The organism is Citrobacter amalonaticus, assembly GCF_018323885.1.
In the GTDB taxonomy this organism is placed as follows: Bacteria; Pseudomonadota; Gammaproteobacteria; order Enterobacterales; family Enterobacteriaceae; genus Citrobacter_A; species Citrobacter_A amalonaticus.
Genome location: NZ_AP024585.1, coordinates 2826523 through 2850276, shown reverse-complemented (window position 1 = coordinate 2850276; position 23754 = coordinate 2826523). Strand labels below are relative to the sequence as shown.

Annotated in this window: 23 protein-coding genes and 3 pseudogenes; 25 read left to right on the top strand and 1 reads right to left on the bottom strand. The window is 52.1% G+C overall.

What is annotated here, in order from left to right; all coding sequences use genetic code 11:
- Positions 1-274 precede the first annotated feature (274 nt).
- The 25 genes and pseudogenes from KI228_RS13485 to KI228_RS24525 all read left to right on the top strand — a co-directional run bounded on the left by KI228_RS13485 (position 275) and on the right by KI228_RS24525 (position 23218).
- Entirely contained in the window at positions 275-820 is a 546-nt protein-coding gene (locus KI228_RS13485; protein ID WP_044258782.1) for a terminase small subunit, read from the top strand.
- Positions 795-2717: a phage terminase large subunit family protein gene (locus KI228_RS13480; RefSeq protein WP_141227571.1), complete on the top strand. Its 1923-nt coding sequence runs from the start codon at positions 795-797 to the stop codon at positions 2715-2717. Before KI228_RS13485 ends, KI228_RS13480 begins: the two co-directional genes overlap by 26 nt.
- Positions 2717-2923, top strand: coding sequence for a phage head-tail joining protein (locus tag KI228_RS13475; protein WP_043001120.1), 207 nt, complete (start codon positions 2717-2719; stop codon positions 2921-2923). Before KI228_RS13480 ends, KI228_RS13475 begins: the two co-directional genes overlap by 1 nt.
- Complete coding sequence (locus KI228_RS13470; RefSeq protein ID WP_141227570.1) at positions 2920-4512, top strand: phage portal protein; 1593 nt, start codon at positions 2920-2922, stop codon at positions 4510-4512. The genes KI228_RS13475 and KI228_RS13470 overlap by 4 nt, the downstream gene beginning before the upstream one ends.
- Complete coding sequence (locus KI228_RS13465; protein ID WP_141227569.1) at positions 4493-5818, top strand: S49 family peptidase; 1326 nt, start codon at positions 4493-4495, stop codon at positions 5816-5818. The genes KI228_RS13470 and KI228_RS13465 overlap by 20 nt, the downstream gene beginning before the upstream one ends.
- A 9-nt stretch (positions 5819-5827) precedes the next feature.
- On the top strand, positions 5828-6157 hold the full coding sequence (locus tag KI228_RS13460; RefSeq protein WP_094465318.1) for a head decoration protein: 330 nt from the start codon (positions 5828-5830) through the stop codon (positions 6155-6157).
- A 70-nt stretch (positions 6158-6227) separates the two neighbouring features.
- A complete protein-coding gene (locus tag KI228_RS13455) occupies positions 6228-7253 on the top strand; it encodes a major capsid protein (protein ID WP_044257429.1) in 1026 nt (341 codons plus the stop codon).
- 46 nt (positions 7254-7299) lie between these two features.
- Positions 7300-7698 (top strand): DNA-packaging protein FI, encoded by a 399-nt coding sequence (gpFI, locus tag KI228_RS13450; protein ID WP_141227568.1) that lies wholly within the window; start codon positions 7300-7302, stop codon positions 7696-7698.
- A gap of 11 nt (positions 7699-7709) precedes the next feature.
- Positions 7710-8063, top strand: a complete 354-nt coding sequence (locus tag KI228_RS13445; protein WP_141227567.1) for a head-tail joining protein — start codon at positions 7710-7712, stop codon at positions 8061-8063.
- A 9-nt stretch (positions 8064-8072) separates the two neighbouring features.
- Complete coding sequence (locus KI228_RS13440; RefSeq protein ID WP_141227566.1) at positions 8073-8627, top strand: phage tail protein; 555 nt, start codon at positions 8073-8075, stop codon at positions 8625-8627.
- Positions 8624-9022 (top strand): phage minor tail U family protein, encoded by a 399-nt coding sequence (locus KI228_RS13435; protein WP_141227565.1) that lies wholly within the window; start codon positions 8624-8626, stop codon positions 9020-9022. Before KI228_RS13440 ends, KI228_RS13435 begins: the two co-directional genes overlap by 4 nt.
- A gap of 7 nt (positions 9023-9029) precedes the next feature.
- Complete coding sequence (locus tag KI228_RS13430) at positions 9030-9767, top strand: phage tail protein (RefSeq protein WP_044266887.1); 738 nt, start codon at positions 9030-9032, stop codon at positions 9765-9767.
- A 34-nt stretch (positions 9768-9801) separates the two neighbouring features.
- Positions 9802-10215, top strand: coding sequence for a phage tail assembly chaperone G (gene gpG / locus KI228_RS13425; RefSeq protein WP_141227564.1), 414 nt, complete (start codon positions 9802-9804; stop codon positions 10213-10215).
- Positions 10216-10223: 8 nt separating this feature from the next.
- A pseudogene (locus KI228_RS13420) lies at positions 10224-10538 on the top strand (phage tail assembly protein T); the annotation flags it as partial.
- On the top strand, positions 10522-13035 hold the full coding sequence (locus KI228_RS13415) for a phage tail tape measure protein (protein ID WP_141227563.1): 2514 nt from the start codon (positions 10522-10524) through the stop codon (positions 13033-13035). The pseudogene KI228_RS13420 and the gene KI228_RS13415, both read left to right, overlap by 17 nt.
- Positions 13036-13040: 5 nt before the next feature.
- A pseudogene (locus tag KI228_RS13410) lies at positions 13041-13366 on the top strand (phage tail protein); the annotation flags it as partial.
- Positions 13367-13383: 17 nt separating this feature from the next.
- A complete protein-coding gene (locus KI228_RS13405; RefSeq protein ID WP_141227562.1) occupies positions 13384-14139 on the top strand; it encodes a phage minor tail protein L in 756 nt (251 codons plus the stop codon).
- 1 nt (position 14140) lies between these two features.
- On the top strand, positions 14141-14857 hold the full coding sequence (locus tag KI228_RS13400) for a C40 family peptidase (protein WP_212807468.1): 717 nt from the start codon (positions 14141-14143) through the stop codon (positions 14855-14857).
- Positions 14858-14864: 7 nt separating this feature from the next.
- Positions 14865-15539: a hypothetical protein gene (locus tag KI228_RS13395; protein WP_156594879.1), complete on the top strand. Its 675-nt coding sequence runs from the start codon at positions 14865-14867 to the stop codon at positions 15537-15539.
- Between the two features lie 41 nt (positions 15540-15580).
- On the top strand, positions 15581-15988 hold the full coding sequence (locus KI228_RS13390) for a hypothetical protein (RefSeq protein ID WP_141227560.1): 408 nt from the start codon (positions 15581-15583) through the stop codon (positions 15986-15988).
- Between the two features lie 55 nt (positions 15989-16043).
- Positions 16044-16628 (top strand): tail assembly protein, encoded by a 585-nt coding sequence (locus KI228_RS13385; protein WP_212807466.1) that lies wholly within the window; start codon positions 16044-16046, stop codon positions 16626-16628.
- Between the two features lie 52 nt (positions 16629-16680).
- Positions 16681-19884, top strand: coding sequence for a TipJ family phage tail tip protein (locus KI228_RS13380; protein ID WP_141227559.1), 3204 nt, complete (start codon positions 16681-16683; stop codon positions 19882-19884).
- Positions 19885-19891: 7 nt separating this feature from the next.
- On the top strand, positions 19892-20848 hold the full coding sequence (locus KI228_RS13375; RefSeq protein WP_141227558.1) for a DUF6453 family protein: 957 nt from the start codon (positions 19892-19894) through the stop codon (positions 20846-20848).
- Positions 20849-20857: 9 nt separating this feature from the next.
- A pseudogene (locus KI228_RS24320) lies at positions 20858-21265 on the top strand (hypothetical protein); the annotation flags it as partial.
- 471 nt (positions 21266-21736) lie between these two features.
- Positions 21737-23218: a tail fiber domain-containing protein gene (locus KI228_RS24525; protein ID WP_141227695.1), complete on the top strand. Its 1482-nt coding sequence runs from the start codon at positions 21737-21739 to the stop codon at positions 23216-23218.
- Positions 23219-23495: 277 nt separating this feature from the next.
- Here KI228_RS24525 and KI228_RS13365 read toward each other — a convergent pair whose 3' ends face one another.
- Positions 23496-23735, bottom strand: a complete 240-nt coding sequence (locus tag KI228_RS13365; RefSeq protein WP_141227557.1) for a DinI family protein — start codon at positions 23733-23735, stop codon at positions 23496-23498.
- Positions 23736-23754: the final 19 nt, after the last annotated feature.

Below are 23754 nucleotides of genomic sequence, written 5' to 3'. Positions count from 1 at the left end.
GTTGAGTAAGTGATTCAGCTTGAACTTCATCACATTTTGTTTGCTTTGTTTTTGTGGGTCCTTTCTGGCGATCTGGTCTGTTACGGGGCGGCGTCCGCGCAGATTCTCGCTATTTATGAAAATTTTCGGGTTTTTGCCGTTTCCGTTCTTCTTCTCGTTAATCCATTGTTTTAAAAGAAAACACCCCCTCAAAAGAAAGGAAACGTTAAGCCAGAAAAATGGGTAAAAAACCAGAGATTGTTTCCGTTCTCTTTTTTTGCGCACGGAGTGAGCTATGGAGGTCAACAAAAAGCGGCTTTCTGACATCTTCGGTGTCAGTGTGCGCACGATACAGAACTGGCAGGATCAGGGGATGCCGGTTGCGCGCGGTGGTGGAAAAGGTAACGAAGTACTCTATGACTCAGCCGCAGCTATCGAGTGGTATTCCGCGCGCGACGCGGAGATTGAGAATGAGAAATTACGGAAAGAGGTAGAGGATCTTCGCATTGCTTCGGAATCCGACCTCCATCCCGGCACGATTGAATATGAGCGGCACCGGCTAACCCGAGCACAGGCTGACGCCCAGGAGCTAAAAAATGCCAAAGATACCGCTGAGGTGGTGGAGACCGCATTCTGCACGTTCGTGCTGTCACGGATCGCCGGTGAAATAGCCAGTATTCTCGATGGGATCCCTCTGTCGGTTCAGCGGCGTTTTCCGGAACTGGAAAACCGACATATTGATTTCCTCAAAAAGGACATCATCAAAGCCATGAACAAAGCAGCTGCGCTGGATGAAATCATACCGGGGTTGCTGAGTGAATATATCGAACAGTCAGGTTAAGGGACTGCAGCACTCTGCGAGTGCGGGGCTTCATTCCCTGTACAGGCCAGAGCCGCAGACGGCAGTTGAATGGGCTGATACCCATTATTATCTCCCGAAAGAATCTGCTTATCAGGAAGGGCGCTGGGAAACATTGCCTTTTCAGCGCGCGATCATGAATGCGATGGGAAACGACTATATCCGCGAGGTGAACGTCGTTAAATCTGCCCGTGTTGGCTATTCAAAAATGTTGCTCGGGGTTTATGCATATTTTATTGAGCACAAACAGCGAAACACCCTGATCTGGCTTCCTACCGACGGCGACGCCGAAAACTTCATGAAGTCGCATGTTGAGCCGACTATCCGGGATATTCCTTCACTGCTTTCACTGGCACCGTGGTACGGCAAAAAGCACCGTGACAACACGCTCAGTATGAAGCGTTTTTCTAACGGTCGCGGCTTCTGGTGCCTGGGCGGAAAGGCGGCAAAAAACTACCGTGAAAAATCAGTGGATATTGCCGGATACGATGAGCTCGCAGCATTCGACGACGATATTGAAAAAGAGGGATCTCCGACCTTTCTCGGTGATAAGCGTATTGAGGGTTCGGTGTGGCCCAAATCAATCCGCGGCTCTACGCCCAAAGTGAAAGGAACATGCCAGATTGAGCGTGCGGCAAAAGAGTCAGAACACTTCATGCGTTTCCACGTTGCCTGCCCGCACTGCGGCGAGGAGCAATATCTTAAGTTTGGTGATAAAGAAACGCCATTCGGGCTGAAGTGGACGCCCGGTGAACCGGCCAGTGTTTTTTACCTTTGTGAACATAACGCCTGCGTGATTAAACAGCAGGAACTGGACTTTACTGAGGCCAGGTACATCTGTGATACCACAGGGATCTGGACGCGTGACGGTTTATCCTGGTTTTCATCAACAGGCGCAGAAATTGACCCGCCGGACAGCGTGACGTTTCACATCTGGACGGCATACAGCCCGTTCACTACCTGGGTACAGATCGTCAAGGACTGGATCAAAACGAAGGGGGATACCGGAAAGCGCAAAACCTTCGTGAATACCACGCTGGGTGAAACGTGGGAGCCGAAAATCGGTGAACGGCCTGACGCGGATGTGATGGCTGAGCGTAAGGAACACTTTGAAGCCTCAGTCCCTGATCGGGTTGCCTATCTGACCGCCGGGATCGACTCCCAGCTTGATCGATACGAAATGCGCGTCTGGGGATGGGGGCCTGGCGAAGAAAGCTGGCTCATTGACCGGCAGATCATCATGGGCCGTCATGATGATGAGGCGACGCTTCTCAGGGTTGATGAAGCGCTCAACAAAACATATCCCCGACACAATGGCGTTGAAATGTCGATATCCCGTATCTGCTGGGATATTGGCGGTATTGATCCCACCATTGTCTATAACCGCTCGAAAAAACATGGTCTGTTCCGTGTGATCCCGATAAAAGGGGCATCCGTTTACGGCAAGCCCGTCGCGAATATGCCTCGCAAGCGCAATAAGAACGGTGTCTATCTGACGGAAGTCGGTACTGATACCGCGAAAGAGCAGATTTACAACCGTTTCACCCTGGTAGCCGAAGGTGATGAACCGTTGCCGGGGGCCGTTCACTTCCCCAACAACCCTGATATTTACGACCTGACTGAGGCACAGCAGCTGACCGCCGAGGAACAGGTTGAGAAATGGGTGGACGGGCGGAAGAAAATAGTCTGGGACAGCAAAAAGCGGCGCAATGAGGCACTCGACTGTTTTGTGTATGCGCTGGCGGCACTGCGGATCAGTATTTCCCGCTGGCAGTTGAACCTTGATTCTCTTCTGGTAAGCCTGCTGGAGGAAGAAGGGGCGCGTAAACCGAAAAAGACCGTGGCAGATTACGCCAGGGCATTATCTGGAGATGAGTAATGGCGTCACAATCCGATCTCGACAGCGCCCGCGCCGCACTGCATGACCTGATGACGGGAAAGCGGGTGGCGACGGTACAAAAGGACGGTCGCCGGGTGGAGTTTACGGTGACTTCGGTGAGCGACCTTAAAAAATACATTGCTGATCTGGAGGTTCAGGTCGGTATCACTCAACGTCGCCGGGGGCCGGCAGGATTTTACGTATGAAAACACCTGCACTTTTGGGGCCGGACGGCAGGACGTCGTTACGGGAATACGCCGGTTATCACGGCGGTGGTCATGGTTTTGGTGGTCAACTCAGGGGGTGGCAACCGCAGAGCGAAAGCCCTGATGCGGCATTACTGCCCAATTTTGTGCGCGGTAACGCCCGCGCAGACGATCTGGTCAGGAATAACGGCTATGCCGCAAATGCGATACAACTGCACCAGGATCATATCGTCGGCTCATTCTTTCGCCTGAGCCACCGTCCGAGCTGGCGTTTTCTTGGCATTTCTGAAGAGGATGCCCGGGCTTTCTCCCGCGAGGTGGAAGCCGCATGGAAAGAGTTTGCCGAAGACGACAACTGCTTTATCGATGCGGAGCGCAAACGCACTTTCACGATGATGATCCGTGAAGGCGTGGCAATGCACTCCTTTAATGGTGAATTGTGTGTGCAGCCCGCGTGGGACAGCAGCCCCGGACGCCTTTTCCGTACACAGTTCAAAATGGTCAGTCCGAAGCGTATCAGTAACCCGAATAACACGGGCGACACGCGAAACTGTCGCGCCGGTGTGGCGGTGAACAACACCGGGGCCGCGGTGGGGTATTACGTCAGCGATGATGGTTATCCTGGCTGGATGCCGCAGAAATGGACGTATATCCCGCGTGAACTGGCTGGTGGGCGCACTTCATTTATTCACATTTTTGAGCCGCTTGAGGACGGCCAGACCCGCGGCGCCAACCAGTTTTACAGCGTTATGGAGCAAATGAAGATGCTCGATACGTTGCAGAACACACAGTTGCAGAGCGCTATCGTGAAGGCAATGTATGCTGCCACTATCGAGAGCGAACTCGATACCCAGACTGCGATGGATTTTATTCTCGGCGCTGATAATAAAGAGCAGCAGAACAAATTCACGGGCTGGCTGGCGGAAATGGCGTCGTACTACTCTGCGGCGCCGGTTCGCCTGGGTGGGGCTAAAGTACCGCACCTTATGCCGGGTGATTCCCTGAATCTCCAGTCGCCACCGAACGCGGATAACGGCTATTCGGTCTTCGAACAGTCGCTGTTGAGGTATATCTCTGCCGGGCTTGGCGTTTCGTTTGAACAACTGTCCCGGAATTACTCCCAGATGAGTTACTCCACCGCCCGCGCCAGCGCCAATGAATCATGGGCGTTTTTTATGGGGCGCCGGAAATTCGTGGCGTCCCGTCAGGCGTGCATGATGTTTCTCTGCTGGCTGGAGGAGGCCATTATCCGTCGGGTTGTGACATTGCCTTCCCGGGCAAGGTTCAGCTTTCAGGAAGCGCGAAGCGCCTGGGGAAACTGCGACTGGATTGGTTCCGGGCGCATGGCTATTGACGGACTGAAAGAGGTTCAGGAAGCGGTCATGCTGATTGAAGCGGGCCTCAGTACGTATGAAAAAGAGTGCGCCAAACGCGGTGAAGATTATCAGGAAATTTTCGCGCAGCAGGTTCGCGAAACGATGGAGCGCCGCGCCGCCGGGCTCAAACCGCCTTCATGGGCTGCTGCTGCCTTCCAGTCCGGGTTAGAGAATTCCACTAAGGAGGAGAAAGATGACGCCCGAGCTGCGTAATCTCCCGCATATTGCCAGCCTGGCTTTTAATGAGCCGCTGCTACTTGAACCCGCCTATGCGCGGGTTTTCTTTTGCGCGCTGGCGGGCCAGTTGGGTATTACCCGTCTGACAGATACCGTTTCCGGCGTCACTCTCAGCGGTGAACAGATTGCTGAACCTCTTGCGCTGTTTGGTGACGATGAAGAGATGGGGCCGCGCCCGTCACGCAGTTACCAGGTGATCGACGGTATCGCGGTTTTGCCGGTTTCTGGCACGCTGGTGAGTAAAACCCGTTCGCTGAAACCGTATTCAGGTATGACGGGTTACAACGGCATTATTGCCCGCTTGCAACAGGCTATCAGTGATCCCGGCGTGGACGGCATTCTTCTGGATATGGATACACCTGGCGGCATGGTATCCGGTGCTTTTGACTGCGCTGACATTATTGCCCGTCTGCGGGATATCAAACCGGTCTGGGCGCTGGCGAACGACATGAACTGTAGCGCCGGGCAGCTTATCGCCAGCGCGACATCCCGTCGTCTTGTTACACAGACCGCCAGAACCGGTTCGATCGGCGTCATGATGGCGCACAGCAACTACGGTGCTGCACTCAAGACCAGCGGCGTCGAAGTCACGCTCATCTACAGCGGCGATCACAAGGTCGACGGAAACCCTTACGAAAAGTTGCCTAAGGATGTGCGTGCTGATTTTCAGTCACGTATTGATGCCACCCGACAGATGTTTGCTGAGAAGGTGGCCGGGTACACCGGCCTGACTGTTCAGGCGGTACTGGATACCGAAGCGGCGGTTTTCACCGGACAGGAATCCATTGAGAACGGAATCGCAGACGAACTCGTCAATAACACCGACGCGCTCAGTGTGATGCGCGATGCACTTGATAAACGAAAGAAAATAACCCTCGGAGGAAATATGAAAACTACCACTGCATCCGCTGAAACAACTCAGCCTGTAGCGGACGCATCAGCCGGAGTCACTCTCGACGGTGCGATGCCTGCCGCGGCGGTAAATGCTGCACCCGCCGATATCAGCGCGCAGGTTTCAGCGGCGGTAAATGCCGAAAACAGCCGAATCATGGGGATCCTGAACTGTGAAGAGGCGAAGGGCCGTGAATCGCAGGCGCGGGTGCTCGCGGCAACACCGGGTATGACGATTGAAAATGCGCAACTGATCCTCGCCGCGGCGCCAGCGAGCGCGCAGGTCAGAACGGATACCGCACTTGATCGCCTGATGGACACCGCGCCTGGTGCTGTCAGTGCCGCCAGCCAGGCATCTGATACCGATGACCTGATGAACACACCTGTATAAGAGGTTCCAATGCCAAACGAAGAATTTAAGCATTATCAGCCGCTGGGTAACAGTGACCCGGCACATACCGCATCCGCACCCGGTGCCTTAACGGACAGTGTTCCGGCGATGACGCCGCTGATGCTTGATCCCGCTGCCGGAAAGCTGGTTGTCTGGGACGGTGCTGCCGCTGGCACAGCGACAGGCATTCTCGCGATTGACGCCGATCAGAACAGTGCTCAACTGACGTTCTTTAAAACGGGCTCTTTCCGGATTGAAGATGTGTTGTGGCCTGATGCTGCGGCAACCGATAACGTCAGACGCAACGCCTTCGCCGGTACCTCCATCAGTATTGTGTGACCCCTTAACCAGCCAGTTATCTCCATCCATAAAGGCCGCATGAGCGGCCTTTTTTCTACGGGAAAAAACTATGTCTATGTATACCACTGCCCAGTTGCTGGCGGTTACCGAGAAAAAATTCAAATTCGATCCGCTGTTTCTGCGTATCTTCTTTCGTGAAAGCTATCCGTTTTCCACCGAAAAAGTTTACCTTTCTCAGATCCCCGGACTGGTGAATATGGCGCTGTATGTGTCGCCGATTGTCTCCGGCAATGTGATCCGCTCACGCGGCGGTAACACTTCCGAATTCACGCCGGGTTATGTGAAACCGAAGCACGAGGTAAACCCGCAAATGACGCTTCGTCGCCTGCCTGACGAAGATCCGCAGAACCTCGCCGATCCGGCATACCGCCGTCGCCGCATCATCCTCCAGAACATGAAAGATGAAGAGCTGGCGATTGCGCAGGTTGAAGAGATGCAGGCGGTTTCGGCTGTGCTCTACGGTAAATACACCATGACAGGGGATAAGTTTGACCCGGTTGAGGTGGATATGGGGCGCAGTGCCGTCAACAACATCACCCAGGCTGGCGGGGCTGCATGGTCCGGCAAAGACAAAGAAACGTATGACCCGACGGAGGACATCGAAGCGTATGCGCTTAATGCCAGCGGCGTGGTCAATATTATTGTTTTTGACCCGAAAGGCTGGGCACTGTTCCGTTCTTTCAAGGCAGTAAGAGAGAAACTGGATACCCGTCGTGGCTCAAACTCCGAGCTGGAAACCGCGCTCAAGGACCTGGGCAAGGCGGTGTCTTACAAGGGCATGTACGGCGATGTCGCGATTGTGGTTTACGCCGGGCAGTACATTGAAGGTGACGCCAAAAAGAACTACCTGCCGGATCTTTCTATGGTGCTGGGCAACACTCTGGCGCGCGGTCTGCGTACCTATGGCGCAATTCAGGACGTTGACGCACTGAATGCCGGTATCAACTCCTCCACTCGTTATCCGAAAAACTGGATCCAGACCGGCGATCCGGCGCGTGAGTTTACGATGGTCCAGTCTGCGCCACTGATGCTGCTGGCCGATCCTGATGAATTTGTTTCGGTAAAACTCGCGTAATTCCTCTCGTATGGCCCTCCGGGGCCATTTTTCTGGAGCACTATCCATGACAGCAAAAGAAAAACTGGTTGAGCGCCTGAAAGCGCTTGGCGCACAACTTGGGCGTGATGTGAACGTTACCGGCACTATCGAAGAACTGACGATGCGGGTTGCAGAGCTTGAGGAAGAGCTTGACGACGGTAACGATGACGAACAGTCCGGTGATAACGGGATTAACGCGCAGGATAACGCCACGGACAATCCTGATGATGATCAGGTGCAGGAGAAACCCGCGGTAACGGATGCCGGGCTGGTGACGGTTATTACGCGCGCCACCCTGCACATCGATGCGCTGCATGAAACAGAAAATACGCCTGTCGCCATCGCCGTGACAGGGATGTCGATCCGTGTTCTGCCGCATGAAGCCGAAGCATTGATTGCTGGTGGGCTTGCCAGCGAAAAATAACCGGGGGTGACGTGACTGATTTCGACAATATTTTCGATGCTGCTCTGTCCCGTGCTGATGATGTTATTCGTTGCGCTATGGGGGTGGAAGCCTCAGTGACTTCCGGCGAAATGACGGGGCAAACGGTGTGTGGTGTTTTTGATGATCCCGAGAGTGTCGCATATGCAGGCAGTGGTGTCCGGGTGGAAGGTACAAGCCCGTCACTGTTCGTGGAGACATCTTCTGTCAGCGGGTTGCGGCGCTCCGATACCCTGGTGATCAACGGTTCGTCTTACTGGGTTGATCGTATCGGGCCGGATGATTGCGGAAGCTGTCATGTTTTCCTTGGTAAAGGTTCTCCGCCGGGATCAAACCGACGGCGTTAAGGGGGAGGCATGTCCATTAAAGGGCTGGAACAGGCAATCGCAAACCTGAACAGTATCAGTACTACCGCTGTGCCGCGTGCTTCTGCGCAGGCGGTTAACCGTGTTGCGACACGCGCAGTCAATAAAAGCGTCTCCGTCGTATCGAAAGACACCCGGGTGCCACGCAAACTGGTTAAACAGCGCACCAGGGTAAGGCGTGCCACGGTGAAGAAGCCACGGGCGCTTATCCGTGTAAACCGGGGTAACCTGCCGGCGATCAAACTCGGTACCGCCAGTGTCAGACTTTCCCGCCGTAAACATGACAGGCGAGGGGCAAACAGTGTGTTGCGCATTGGTCCGTTTCGTTTTCCGGGCGCATTTATTCAGCAACTGAAAAACGGTCGCTGGCATGTTATGCGGCGAACGGCAAAACCCCGCTACCCGATTGAGGTCGTCAGCATCCCGCTGGCGGTGCCACTGACAACGGCGTTTAAGGATGAACTGCCAAAACTGATGGAAACCGATATGCCCAAAGAGCTACGGGCATCCCTTAAAAACCAACTCAGGCTGATTCTGAAACGATGAAACACAGTGATATCCGACAGGCGGTTATCGATGCCCTTGAAGGGACTATCGGTCATGACGCGATTTATTTTGACGGCCGGCCAGTGACATTTGAAGAAAATGAATTTCCGGCAGTGGCTGTTTTTCTGACGGACGCAGAACCAACAGATGCTGTCCTGGATGCAAATGAATGGCAGGCCACCCTGCATATAGAAGTTTTTCTGCCTGCCCAGGTCCCTGATTCAGAACTGGATGAGTGGATGGAGTCCCGTGTTTACCTGGCTATGGCGGATATTCCGGCGCTGGAGGGGATCGTTACGCTCATGAATGTCCTGGGGTATGACTACCAGCGCGATGAGGATCTGGCGCTGTGGAGTTCCGCCGACCTTAAATATTCCATTACTTACGAAATGTGAGGATGCTATGCCAACACCAAACCCGCTTGAGCCTGTAAAAGGTGCAGGCACCACGCTGTGGATTTATACCGGCACGGGGAATCCGTTCGCCAACCCGCTTTCGGATATCGACTGGAGCCGCCTGGCGAAAATCAAGGATCTGACTCCGGGAGAAATGACGGCTGAGTCGTATGATGATACCTATCTCGACGATGAAGATGCAGACTGGAGTGCAACGGCTCAGGGGGAAAAATCAGCCGGGGATACGTCCTTTACGCTGGCCTGGAAGCCGGGTGAAGCTGGTCAGAAAGACCTGGTAACCTGGTTTAATGATGGCTCGGTTCGCGCTTACAAAATCAAATACCCGAACGGTGCCGTTGATGTGTTCCGCGGCTGGTGCAGCAGTCTCGGCAAGGCGATCCCTGCCAAAGAAGTCATCACCCGCACAGCAAAAGTCACCAACACCGGCAAACCTGGACTGGCAGAAGAAAGCGGCGCGCCGGTTGTTCCGGTAACCGGCGTCACGCTGGATAAAGAGACTGCAGCGGTGGGTATTGGTGACACGACCACCGTGGTCGTCGGGATTACTCCTGCAGGGGCATCAGATAAAACCTTCCGCCTTTCCTCATCCGATCCGTCAGTCGCGACAGCAACTGCAAGTGATGACACCGTCACGATTACAGGGGCGGCGGCAGGTACCGCAGATATTGTGGTCATGACCAATGATGGCCTTTTCGTGGCGATCTGCAGCGTAACCGTTTCCTGAATACCGGGGCTTCGGCCCCATCCCGGAGTTAATCATGTTTCTGAAAAGCGAACCGCTAAAGCATAACGGTGCGAGCGTTACGTTGTATGAGCTGTCGGCGCTGCAGCGTATTGAGCATCTTGAATACCTGAAAAAAATTGAAGCCGTTGAAGAAGGGGATATCCAGACAGCCATGGAAACCACTGTGCGCGGCAGCGCATTTGTGGTGGCGATGTCACTATGGCACGCCCATGCACTGAAAGGCACGCTGCCTGGTGGTGGTGCAGAAGAGGTTAAGAAAATACAGGATGAGGTGCTGTCTACCTGGCCTCTCGAGGTGCTGGCACTGGCTGAATACAGGATAAAAATCCTGTCCGGCATGTTACCGCCGCCAGAAGACGTTCCTGAACCTGAAAGCGACGTTCAGGCAGAGCCGGTCACCGCGGAAAAGTCCTCGCCAGCGAGCTGACGTTCGTCATGAAGCTGGCGCGTGAGTTCAGTCGTCCTGACTGGCGCGCAATGCTGGCTGGCATGTCCTCCACGGAATACAGCGACTGGCGTATTTTCTACCGGGACAACTATTTTCATGACGTGCAACTTGATGCTCACTTTTCAGGTTTGCTCTACACCCTTTCATCGATGTTTTTCCGTGACCCGGATTTGACTCCTGCCATCTTCAGCATACTGACACCGACTTCCGACGATTTGCCGCCGGAAGAGCCTGATGACGATATGTTGATGGCGAAGGCGTCAGGAATGACAGGAGGCGTTCGCTATGGCCCAGACGGCAGTCGGGGATCTGGTTGTTAACCTTGACGTTAACTCGACAAAATTTAATGAACAGATAACCCACGTTAAGCGACAGTTCAGACAAACAGGGGACGCGGCTAATGATACGGAGTTACGTATCCGGCAGGCGTTCTCGCGTCAGGAAATTGCGGCAAAAAAAGCCGGTCTTTCCGTGGGGCAGTACTCGAATGCGATGCGTATGCTGCCCGCACAATTTACGGATATTGCGACGCAACTGGCGGGCGGGCAGAGTCCGTGGCTCATTATGCTGCAGCAGGGCGGGCAGGTTAAAGACTCATTCGGCGGGATTATTCCCACGTTCCGGGCTCTGACGGGGGCCATATCTCCGCTGATGGTGGGTGTTGGTGCATTGTCAGTGGCAACGGGGGCGTTATTTTATTCGTGGTACCAGGGCTCATCCACGCTTTCAGATTTCAATAAAACGCTCGTTCTTTCAGGTAATTCAGCAGGCCTGACGGCAGACAGAATGCTGGTTCTGGCAAGAAACGGACAGACTGCCGGGCTGACGTTCAGCCAGACGAGCGAGGCGCTGACGGAACTGGTTAATGCTGGCGTGCGCGCCGGGGCGAATTTTGATGCGATGAGCCAGTCAGTTTCCCGCTTTACCGAAGCGTCCGGCGTTCCGGTTGATAAGGTTGCAGCAGCGTTTGGCAAACTGACGAATGACCCAACTTCCGGTCTTATCGCGATGGCCCAGCAGTTCCATAATGTGACGGCTGAGCAGATTGCGTATGTTGCGCAACTGCAACGTGCCGGTGATGAGGCTGCTGCCCTGCAGGCGGCTAATGATGCGGCAACCAGCGGGTTTAACGAACAGACAAAATCCCTGCGCGATAATATGGGGACCATTGAGTCTGCAGCGGATTCCCTGAAGCGCGCTTTTAAATCGATGTGGGATGCGGCGCTGGACGTCGGGCGACCGGATACGGCGCAGGAGATGGTCAGTAAGGCAGAAGCAGCGTTTAAACGCGCGGATGAAATCTGGAACCTGCGTAAAAATGACGGTTACGTGAACAGCGAAGCGCGTGACCGGTTCTGGAATGACAGGGAAACAGCCAGACTGGCGCTGGAAATGGCACAGCAGCAGGCGGGTATTGCAAGGGCGAATGAGGAGAATGCCTCCCGTGAAGCGGTTGCTGAGTCTGACAGGCAGAAATATGCCGCACAGGCACAGGCTAACTATGCAAAAACGCAGTCTGCACTTGAGAAGTACACGCAAAGGCAGAATGAGCTGAATAATGCGCTGAAAGAAGGGCGCATTCTTCAGGCAGATTACAACATTAATATGTCGGCGGCGAAAAAGGAGTACGAGGATTCACTGAAAAAACCGGGCAAGGCTCCGGCGGTGAAAACGCCCTCCGGCGTCAGGGCCGTCGATACCGCCAGCGCACAGACGATTGAACTGCAGGCGCAACTGAGAACACTTCAGGAGCACCGCAGTATTACTGACACCATCAGCCAGCAGCGGCAGGAACTCTGGCGCCAGCAGTCACGGTTTACTGTCCTTGAGGAAGCCGCAAAAACACGAACCCTTTCCACTCAGGAAAAATCCTTACTGGCCAGCAAGGATGAAGTCCTTTCGCGCGCAGAGGTTAACGCGCGTCTCGGTGATCAGATCATGGCGCAGGAGCGCCTGAATCGCCTGCAGGATACTTCCCGGAAATACGTCACGCAGATCGGCGAAAAAACGCGGGCGCTGGTTGCTGGTGGTGCGATGAGCAGCCGGGCGGCGCAACGTCAGAATGAAGAGGCACAGCTTCGTCAGGGATGGCTCAATGCGGGAGGCACTGATACCGATCAGGGCTACCAGAATGAACTGGCCGCACTGAAAAACTACTACGAAGAGCAGGACAATCTGCGCAATGACTGGCAGTCCGGTGCAAAATCCGCCTGGGCCGACTACGTTGATTCTGCATCAGATGCTTATGGTCAGGTTAAATCTGCTGCAACAAGCACACTGGATGGCATCAGTAAGAACATGGCCGATATGCTGACAACCGGGAAAGCTAACTGGGCTGACTTTACACGCTCCACGCTGTCAATGCTGACTCAAATCCTGATGAAACAGGCCATGGTTGGTCTTGTTGACTCGGCAACAACGGCTATGGGATTTGCGGGCGGTGGTTTTACTGGTTCAGGTGGGAAGTATGAGCCCGCCGGGGTGGTTCACCGTGGTGAATTTGTTTTCACCAAAGAGGCTACCAGCCGGATCGGCGTCGGCAACCTGTACCGGATGATGAAGGGCTATGCCTCTGGTGGTCTGGTAGGTGGTGGCACTGCTGGTCCGGCGGCACCCTTCGGCGTCAGTGTCTATGCACCGGTGACGGTTGAAAATCCCTCCTCCGGTACACAGCAGCAGAACAACGGGGAAGCGCTGGGACGAGCCTATCAGCAGGTGATTAATAAATCGGTGCATGAAGGGATTGCCAAAGCGATCCAGCCTGGCGGTCTAATCTGGAATGCGACAAAAGGCAGGTAGGTTTTATGGCAATAGAAACTTTTACCTGGCGTATCCAGGCGGCAAGTCAGCCGACAACGGGCAGCAGGGATGCTGTCCGGAAGGTGCAGTTTGGTGACGGGTATACGCAAATCAGCGGATCGGGACTGAATGATGAAGTGCTCACTATGAGTTTTCATATACAGGAAACCCGGATACAGCGCTGGAGATCTACGCGTTTTTACGCCGGCATAAAACGAAGTCCTTTATTTTTACGCCCCCTTACGAGGATAAAAATCTGTGGCGGGTTGAGGCTGACAGCCTCAGGAAGGTGGTCAAAAACAAAAAGGTTATGACCATTACAGCAACATTCGAGCAGGCATTTGCACCATGACATTACACACAGATTATCAGAAGCTTGAGCCTGGCAATCCGGTGCGGCTTTTTGAAGTCGACGGAACCGCGTTTGGTGTGTCTGAAGTGATGCATTTTCACGCGCATAACGTCGCGTATACACCGGAGGAAATTGACGCTGCCGGCGGTGATGAAAGTAAACTTCCGGCAAAGTCGATCTGGTGGCAGGGGAATGAATATAAAGCCTGGCCATGTCAGATCGAAGGCATTGAAGCAACTACTGACGGCACCAGCCCACAACCCAAGCTCAGCGTAGCCAATCTCGATAGTTCGATTACTGCCCTGTGTCTTGCTTATGATGATCTTCTGCAGGCGAAAGTGTCTGTCCACGACACCCTGGCGAAGTATCTTGATGCCAGAAATTTTACTGGCGGTAACCCGACAGCCGATCCGACGCAGGAGAAGCTGAAGGTTTTCTACATTGACGCTAAAAGCAGCGAGACCAACGAGGTTGTTGAATTTACGCTGACCAGCCCGATGGACCTGCAGGGGCTGATGATCCCGACGCGCCAGTTGCATTCTCTGTGTACCTGGTGCATTCGCAATAAGTATCGCTCTGGCGATGGTTGTGATTACGCCGGCACGCGCTATTTCGACAAAAACAACAAGCCCGTCAGTGATCCTTCCCTGGATGAATGCAACGGTACTCTGACAGCATGCAAACTGCGACATGGTGAAAGTAACGAGTTGCCGTTTGGCGGGTTCCCCGGTACCTCTTTGATCAGGAGTTAATATGCGGCAAAAAACCATTAGTGCCATTATGGCGCATGCCGCTGCCGTGTATCCTCGGGAATCCTGTGGTGTGGTGGCGCAGAAAAGCCGTGTTGAGCGTTACTTTCCGTGCCGCAATCTGGCAGCAGAACCGACAGAGCATTTTCATCTTTCACCGGAGGATTATGCGGCCGCGGAAGACTGGGGAACGGTGATCGCCATCGTTCACAGCCATCCGGATGCAACAACGCAACCGAGTGAACTGGATAAGGCTCAGTGTGACGCAACGTTGCTTCCCTGGCATATCATTAGCTGGCCGGAAGGTGATTTACGGACCATTCAGCCCCGCGGGGAGCTACCGTTGCTTGAGCGACCGTTTGTTCTTGGTCACTTCGATTGCTGGGGGCTGGTGATGAGCTACTTCCGGCAAACTCACGGGATAGAACTTCACGATTACCGCGTGGATTATCCGTGGTGGGAAGATCAGTATCCGGATAATTTTTATCAGGAGTGCTGGTTTAAATGCGGATTCAGGGAGTTTAAAGGTTCTCCTCAGCCTGGTGATATGGTGATCATGCAGGTACAGGCGAATAAGTGGAACCATGCCGGGATCCTGCTGGAAGGTAACATGTTGCTGCATCACCTTTACGGACACTTGAGCCAGCGTGTCCCGTATGGTGGATACTGGCAAGATAGGACAATTTTAGTAGTTCGTCATGTCGGTCTATTTGATGGATAATGGCAAGATGATTAATCATCACAAAGGCAATTTAATTAAAATGATAGCTAATGTCTTATATTATGTAAAAATAGCATTAATTGTTTTGTTAATAGTCGCTGGAATTTTGCTGTGTGCTAATGAAATATTAGGCTGTAAAGTTAATTTATGGACAGGGGGGAGCTATATATTAGCGGGTGTTGGGGGGGCGGCAGCTGTGGAACGCATATTTAGCAGGGAATTGAATTTAGATACAACTAATATTATTGTAGGCGCTATTTTTATTTTAGGAGTTATAGGGATTGTAAATCAGTCAACAGCACTGGATATCAAGCATATTGATCTTCGTAGCGACCTTACTATTGCTTTTAACAATGCTTCCGATAAGTGCGGTGATAAATCAGTTATTTTTAATAACGCGGCAAAAACTTGCGCTTTAGGACCTGTTTACACTAGCTCTGAGTTAATCTATCAATTATCACTTGCTCAACATCTAAACTCTTCTCTTACAGTGATTGATGGTATAGCTCACTCTTTTGATAAGGTAAAGGTTGATCCGTGTATATATAATTACTATAAATATGCAGGCCAATGTCCAGATAGTTTTGGTACGATTAAGGAGAAATATAAGGAGTTTTCTCTTGAACATATTGAAGTGTGTGAAAAATTTCTCCCTGGGTTGTATATGAAGTTTTTTAATTGAATCTGTTTTAACGTTGATGTTTTTATTGAGGGTAAGTATTTATGAGAGCTATTCTTCTATTTGTTGCTGTTTTAGGATTGATTGGGTGTGCTCGTCCATATGGTCCAGCCGAGAAAATTTTAAATCAAGAGTTAGTGACACCTAATAACAATAAAGAGCAAACGAAAATTACCATTACCAGGAATAAACAATTTATTGGCGGTGGCAGTGGGGGAATGTGTAAATTTTTAATTGCAATCGATGATAGAGATTTAGCTCTTCTCCGTCAAAATCAGTTCGTAACCGCCTATTTAGATAAAGGTCCTCATAAGTTACGAGTAAGTAATGATTGCGCAACCCTCAGTATGGGTATGCGTAAGACGCTTGATATCATTGCTGATGGGGCTGAACAGGAATACATTACTGAACAAGGAGTGTGGGGCCAATATAGGATGTGGCGAACCAAGTAATATATTGTATTTTAGGCCGAAAAATTTCGGCCTTTTTATTGGGGGTTTCGAATACATGACTATGATTACTATTGTGCTTGGCGGAACTTTAGGTAAAACTTTCGGTAAATCACATAATCGTGTTGTTACAACTACGGCAGAAGCTATTAGAGCTTTATGTTGTACTATAAATGGCTTTGAAAATTACCTGAACACCAGCAAGCAAAGAGGGATAACTTATGCTGTTTTTCGAGGCAAAAAGAATTTAAGTAAAGAGGATTTAGCATTTCCTGTAACAAACGAAATAATTCGTATTGTACCTGTGGTAATAGGAAGCAAAAAATCAGGAGTTTTACAAACAATACTTGGAGCTGTGTTAGTCGTTGTAGGTGTCGTATTAAGTTTTACTCCAGCAGCTGCAGCCGCACCATGGTTTTATGGTACAGGAGCATCAATGATGCTCGGTGGGGTTATACAAATGCTTTCTCCGCAACCAGCTGGTCTCGCCAGCAAAGAGGATGCAGCTAATCAGGCCAGTTACGCTTTCGGTGGCGTGACGAATACCGCCGCACAGGGTTACCCAGTTCCCCTTTTATACGGAAAGCGGCGCATCGGTGGCGCAATCATCTCCGCCGGCATCTACGTCGAAGATCAGCAATAAAAAATCACTTTCCTCCAGGCCACCTTAGGGTGGCTTTTTTTATGGGTACGATATGGCAACTGCAACCGCTATTAAGGGCCGCAAGGGCGGCAGTTCAAAGACTCGCACTCCAACCGAACAACCCGATGATCTGCAGTCTGTTGCAAAAGCAAAAATCCTGATTGCGTTGGGTGAAGGCGAATTTGCAGGCCAGTTGACCGGGAAAGACATCTACCTTGACGGAACGCCTATTGAAAACTCTGACGGTTCGAAAAACTTCGGTGGAGTGGCCTGGGAATTTCGTCCTGGTACTCAGGCGCAAAAATATATTCAGGGGATACCGGGCACCGAAAATGAAATTAATGTGGGTACGGCGATCTCCAGCAGTACGGCATGGACTCACACCTTTACAAATACCCAGCTTTCAGCCATTCGCCTGCGTCTGAAATGGCCCTCACTTTTCAGGCAGGAAGACGACGGCGACCTGGTCGGATACTCGATTAATTATGCGATCGATCTGCAGACCGACGGTGGCGCATGGCAGACAGTGATTAATACGCGTGTGACCGGGAAAACCACATCAGGTTATGAGCGCAGCCATCGCATTGCTCTGCCGCAGGCAGGAACAACATGGACAGTGCGACTTCGCAAAATCACCGCTGATGCCAACAGTGCAAAAATTGGCGATGCGATGACGCTGCAAAGCTACACCGAGGTGATCGATGCCAAGTTGCGCTATCCGAACACCGCTTTGCTCTACATTGAATTTGACTCCAGTCAGTTTAATGGCTCCATTCCGCAGATTTCCTGCGAGCCACGGGGGCGCGTGATCCGCGTGCCGGATAATTACAACCCTGAAACCCGGACCTACGGCGGTACATGGACCGGCGCGTTTAAATGGGCGTGGACAGACAACCCGGCATGGGTTTTTTACGATCTGATTGTGACGGATCGTTTTGGTCTGGGTAATCGCCTGACGGCGGCAAACATTGATAAATGGACGTTGTATCAGGTTGCACAGTATTGCGATCAGCCGGTGCCGGATGGAAAGGGTGGCAGTGGTACCGAACCCCGTTATATCTGCAACGTCTATGTGCAGAACCGGAATGAGGCATACACCGTGCTGCGGGATTTCGCAGCCATATTCCGCGGGATGACTTACTGGGGTGGCGATCAGATAGTGGCGCTGGCTGACATGCCCCGCGATATCGATTACACCTATACACGCGCCAACGTCATTGACGGGCAGTTTGTTTATTCAAGCAGCACGACAAAAAACCGCTATACAACTGCGCTGGTCTCCTGGTCCGATCCGGATAATGCTTATGCGGACGCGATGGAGCCGGTGTTTGAACAGTCGCTTGTTGCCCGGTACGGCTTCAATCAGCTCGAGCTCACTGCAATCGGCTGCACCCGGCAATCGGAGGCAAACCGTAAGGGCCGCTGGGGGATCCTGACCAATAACAAAGATCGGGTAGTGACTTTCTCTGTTGGTCTGGACGGTAATATCCCGCAACCAGGTTACGTCATTGCGGTCGCTGATGAAATGCTGTCGGGTAAAGTCACCGGCGGTCGTATCAGTTCGGTGAACGGGAGGGTTCTCACCCTGGATCGTGTGGCCGATATCGCTCCCGGTAACCGTCTTATTGTGAACCTGCCTTCCGGCGTGTCGCAGGCCAGAACAGTACAGGCGGTGAACGGCAGAGCCATTACAGTCACGACAGCCTACGGAGAAACACCGCAGGCCGAATGTGTATGGGTTGCTGAATCAGATGAGCTCTATGCGCAGCAGTACCGCGTTGTGAGTGTGGCCGACAATAACGATGGCACATTCACAATTTCCGGGGCTTATCATGATCCGGATAAATACGCCCGCATTGATACTGGCGCCATCATTGATCAGCGGCCTGTCACTGTCGTTCCTCTGGGTAATCAGCATGCGCCGGAAAACATCATTATCAGTTCGTTTTCCGTTGTTCAGCAGGGTATCAGCGTCGAGACGATGCGTGCCAGCTGGGACCAGGCACCCAATGCTATCGCTTATGAGGCACAGTGGCGCCGCAATGATGGCAACTGGGTAAACGTACCGCGCAGTTCCACCACGTCTTTCGATGTTACGGGGATTTATGCCGGGCGCTACCTGGTGCGTGTGCGTGCCATTAACGCCGCGGAGATCTCCTCCGGATGGGGTTACTCGGAAGAGAAAACACTGAAGGGTAAGGTCGGTAACCCGCCGAAGCCGGTTGGTTTTATGGCAACGGGCATCAACTGGGGTATTCGTCTGAACTGGGGGTTCCCGGCAAACACTGCGGATACGTTGAAAACGGAGGTTCAGTATACCGCGAACAGTGATTTTTCAGATCCGTTGCTGCTTTCTGATGTGCCGTATCCTTCATCGGAATACACACAACTCGGGCTGAGAGCAGGGCAGGAATTCTGGTACCGCGCGCAGCTGGTGGATAAGACCGGAAACGAATCGGGATATACCGACTGGATCCGCGGCATGTCCAACGATAACGCCGATGACTATCTCGGCGATATTGCGGATGGTTTCCTGACTTCCGAAGATGGCGATCGCCTGACCGGAGACATTGACACCAGTCTGGAAGCTGCCCTGCAAAATGCTCTGGCGAATCATGCGACCGTTGAGCATCAGTGGGCACAGTTGGGTGAGGTCCGTGCGGATATCCTGATTGTTAAAACAACCATCGCTGATGTTGATAAAGCGATGGCTGAATTATCTACCCAGGTTCAGGCACAGATCGAAGATGTGACCGCCACGCTGGAGGACAAGCTCACCGCGGTAGTTGATGCGGACGGGGCGACGGCAATTCATACACTGAAGGCTGGTGTGCGAATCAATGGCGTGATGTACAACGCCGGGATGTCGATTGCTGTGCTGGCGCAGGCTGGTCAGCCCGTGATTACCCGAATCGGTTTTAACGCCAACCAGTTTGTGCTGATGAGCGGTAGTGGAACGACTCAGTATTCACCATTTGCCGTTGTAAACGGCCAGGTGTTTATTAGTTCGGCGTTTATCCAGGACGGAACGATCACCAATGCCAAAATTGCAAACTATATTCGCTCGAATAATTTCCTCGCCGGAACACGTGGCTGGAATATTGATAAGAGTGGTGACTGTGAATTCCATGGGAAACTGTATGCGACCAGCGGCCAGTTTGCATTTAACGGTGTGAACAATACGGTCGTTATTAACGGCAATGGAATTACTGTGAATCTGTCTGGTGGTGGGCGAGTCGTTGTTGGTAAATGGTAGGTGAATTATGCCGGAAGGTATTCTGATTGATTATAACGATGGTCGCCCGGTGATGGCGATTACAGCAGGGCTTCGTGCCCCTTCTTATTGTGGCGCAATATCCGGGCAATATGGAGATGGTGGAGGTTCCAGTTACAGTGTCCCTGTTACCATGACTGCGGGTTCAGAGCTTGTTACCATTGCACAAAGGCCTGTTGTAATTCAGAATTTTACAAATCCTCCAAATATTTATTTTATGTCTTCCGTAACAAGGAATGGAAATTCATCGGTAAATATTAACTTTGGTAAAAAAGGGTTCAGGAATGGCGAGAAGGTAGATTTTGACGCAACATTTCTCGAAATTCTTCCTGCCGCTACATATAACGAAGGGATTCTGGTAGCCAATTCAACAGATTTTACCGCTATTTCGAATCGTTCATTATTGATGACTTGTGCTTATACAGGCCGAATTACTGTAAACGGAAGCGCGGCGCTACCAGTTTCAGGTATTCCATTTGGCAAATGGGATAATCCAAATGTTTCTGTTGCATTCGACGGGACCAGCATCATTGTACGGAGTATCTCTTATAGCGGAACGGATGATGTTACAGCATCCGTCACAATTGACCTTGCAATCTTTAATCAGACTGCGCCGGTCGGTGGTGATGGCATAACTATGACAAATCCAGCGGGTCAGGTGACGTTTTCAACACTAAAGCGACCAATGGTCTATGACCGCACCATTCAGTTAACTGATTCATTTCAAGGAGTTGGTGGCGGATATTGCCATCTTACCTGCACCGGAGCGCAGACAAGGATGGTTAACGGGGTCGCCAATGTGCGTACTAAAGGGATCGTCATGTCTGGTGGAAGTATCCGATCGGCTTATAACCGTGTTTTCGGGAACTATGACGTTAGCGGTTGGGATGCCACATTTAACCAAAATATTGGTATGCCAATTCTTGTCCTTCCCCCCATGTATTGAGGAAATAATATGTCAGCAGGAACGTTAACCCTGACCAATAACTCAGATTTGGTCTCCGGGGCAGGTACCTCATTTTCCACGGAACTGACCGCAGGTGATTTCGTTGTCGTTATTGTTGGGGGTGTAACTTATACGCTGCCGGTTAAGTCCGTTGAAGGTGATACTGAAATCACCCTCATCAGCAAATATCCCGGACCGACACAACAAGGTTCTGCGTGGAATGCAGTACCACGTGCCACACAGAACCAGGTTACGGCGGCGCTGGTGGTGCAGAGCACCGAGGCATTGCGTGGGCTGAACTACGACAAACAAAACTGGCAGGCTGTATTCAGTGTGGACGGTCATATCACCGTCATGTTGCCGGATGGCTCCTCCTTCACTGGTCCCTCGTGGTTAAGTATTGCAAACATCCTGAACACACTGGATGTTGAGTATCTCGATCAACTTGCTGCACAAATCAAAGAAGATGCACAGCAGGTTGAAACCGATAAAAACACTGTCGTTGACACTGCTCAGCAGGTATCAACTGATGCGCAGACAGCAACCACTGCTGCAACTGGTGCGAAGGGCTCAGCCGCTGATGCTGCCGAGAGTGAAACGAATGCCGAAGGCTATAAGGAACTGGCTCGAAAATATGCGCTTAACCCGGAAGATAACCCGGTAACAGGTAACGAATATTCAGCGCTTCACTATTCGGAGAAAGCGAGGAAATCCGCTGAAGACGCGGCCTCACATAACCCTGCAGAAGCTCTCGTAAAATCGCTGAACCTGTCTGACCTTGCGGACCGTGCCGCCGCCTGGCTTAATGTGCGCCCAATCGGGTCTACTCCGCTGGCAGGGGATGCGGTCAACCCATACGATGCGCCAACATTACGCCAGGTTGAGAATATGGTTGGTGCCGGTGGTGGTCTTGGTCCAACACTAAACGGGGTGCAAAACTTCGGTGTTGGCCAGCCTGCATTGTGGACCAGTCGCGCATTTATTCCGGCCTGGTCGGTAGTGGCGGACGGGCAGATCCTGAACCGTGCAGACTGGCCCGAGTTATGGGCACATGCTCAGATGCACACACCGATTTCGGACGCGGATTGGTTAGCTAACCCAGGCAAGCGCGGCAACTACTCCGACGGCGACGGGGCGACGACTTTCCGTGTGCCAGACTTTAACGGTGTGCAAAGTGGATCTATACCGGGACTTTTCGGTAGAGGCGATCAGGGAGGGTTATTGCCGTCGGGTAACGTATACGAAAGCGCCGCACCTGACATTGCCGGTACATTAAACTTCCGGCAAGTTCGAGCGCCAGCGGGAGAATTAAATAATAACCTAGTTGGGAGTGGTGGCGCGTTCTCCACATCAACCGGAACAACAGGACAGTACGGACCTATTAGCCTCAACGGCACGCTAGCCACAGCGTTGCAGTTGCTATCATTTAAAGCGTCCGACAGTAACCCTGTATATGGGCGTAGCGCTAACCAGGTATGGCCTAACTCTTTTGTGGGTGTCTGGATCATCCGCGCGTCCGGCGGCTTCACGGCGGCTAACACGTCATGGACGGTTTACAACGGCGATGACGTAGCGCCACCTGTTAACACAACTACCAATGGCGGCGCAATTCGTAGTGAGTACCAAATCGGCGGTACTATGGCGTCCGCGTTGTCATTAACAGCACAATATACCGAGTTAGCTTCTGGCATTCGAGCCAGGGCACAGCTTGCCGCCGCGTCAGCTAATGACTCCTACCTATGGTGGTTCAACTCCAATGGGGATGTGGTATCTTCTGACGGTCGCTTTCATTATTCCGGGGTTATAAATCCAACCGGTAATGTGGAAATCACCGGCGATGAATTCTCATCCTTTATTGTTGAAGATCGCAGGTCCGCCGATGCTGATGGGGTTGGCAAATGGTGGTCTTTTGCACTAGACGGTAACTACGGAGCTTACTTCATCAAGAGACGCCGTAACGGGGTGAACACAGGACAGATTGTCATCAACATGCCGTCGGCGTCTGGTACGATTGCCTTACAAGGTACATCAGGACTTGCGTATAAACATAGTGTCAAGGATGCCGATCTAGCGGAAGCAGTAGGCCGCATTGATGCGCTTCGTATGGTCAATTTCGTCTATAACGACGACGAACAGAACCGAGAGCGATTCGGCTTTATAGCGGAAGAAGCTGAACAGGTTGCGCCGCAGTACATCAAGCATAACAGTGAGCCAACCGCTGATATTCTGGACAAAGATGGCAATAAGATCGGAGAGGAAACTCGCGACCGTCCGTCGGTAGACAACAACCCGATCGTGATGGACTTGCTGGGGTATGTGAAACACCTGAAGGCAGAGATCGAAATGTTGAAAACTGCATTGACGGGTTAATTAACTGAAGGGGCCGGTTGGCCCCTTTCCCACGCGAACTCTATCTCCAGTTTTGCTTTCCCTGCCTTACCGCTTCCATGATGGCCGCTCCTGTATGCTCGTATTCAGGAAGCGAGAGAACTTGCCAATTTTTTCGTAGAAATGCCAGGATGCAACAGCGCTCACCTACGGTACCCTTGATGGCAAAGTTGCGCATGTTATCCGGTGGAGTGGGGAGACGCTCACCGGGTTTAGGGAAATAGATTCTGATCCCCGATATGATCAAGCTGTCCATAGTTCACTCGCTCACCAGCCACATGTCAGATTCTTCGAACATTTCCTCAAGCATACGGTTCAGCCTTTCTTTCTCAGTTTTGGTGCAGTCGCTGTTTAAAGCATTAGCCTGCATTGGCTTTACCTTCACCTCGGCATCGGGAAAAATCCTGTGCACCCGCTTTGTCAGTTCTGCCAGAATGATGCTACTTGCACCAGGCAACCCTGCAACGTTTCTCTTGTCATAAACCAGCTCAACAAACATATTTTCCCTTCCCTCTTTA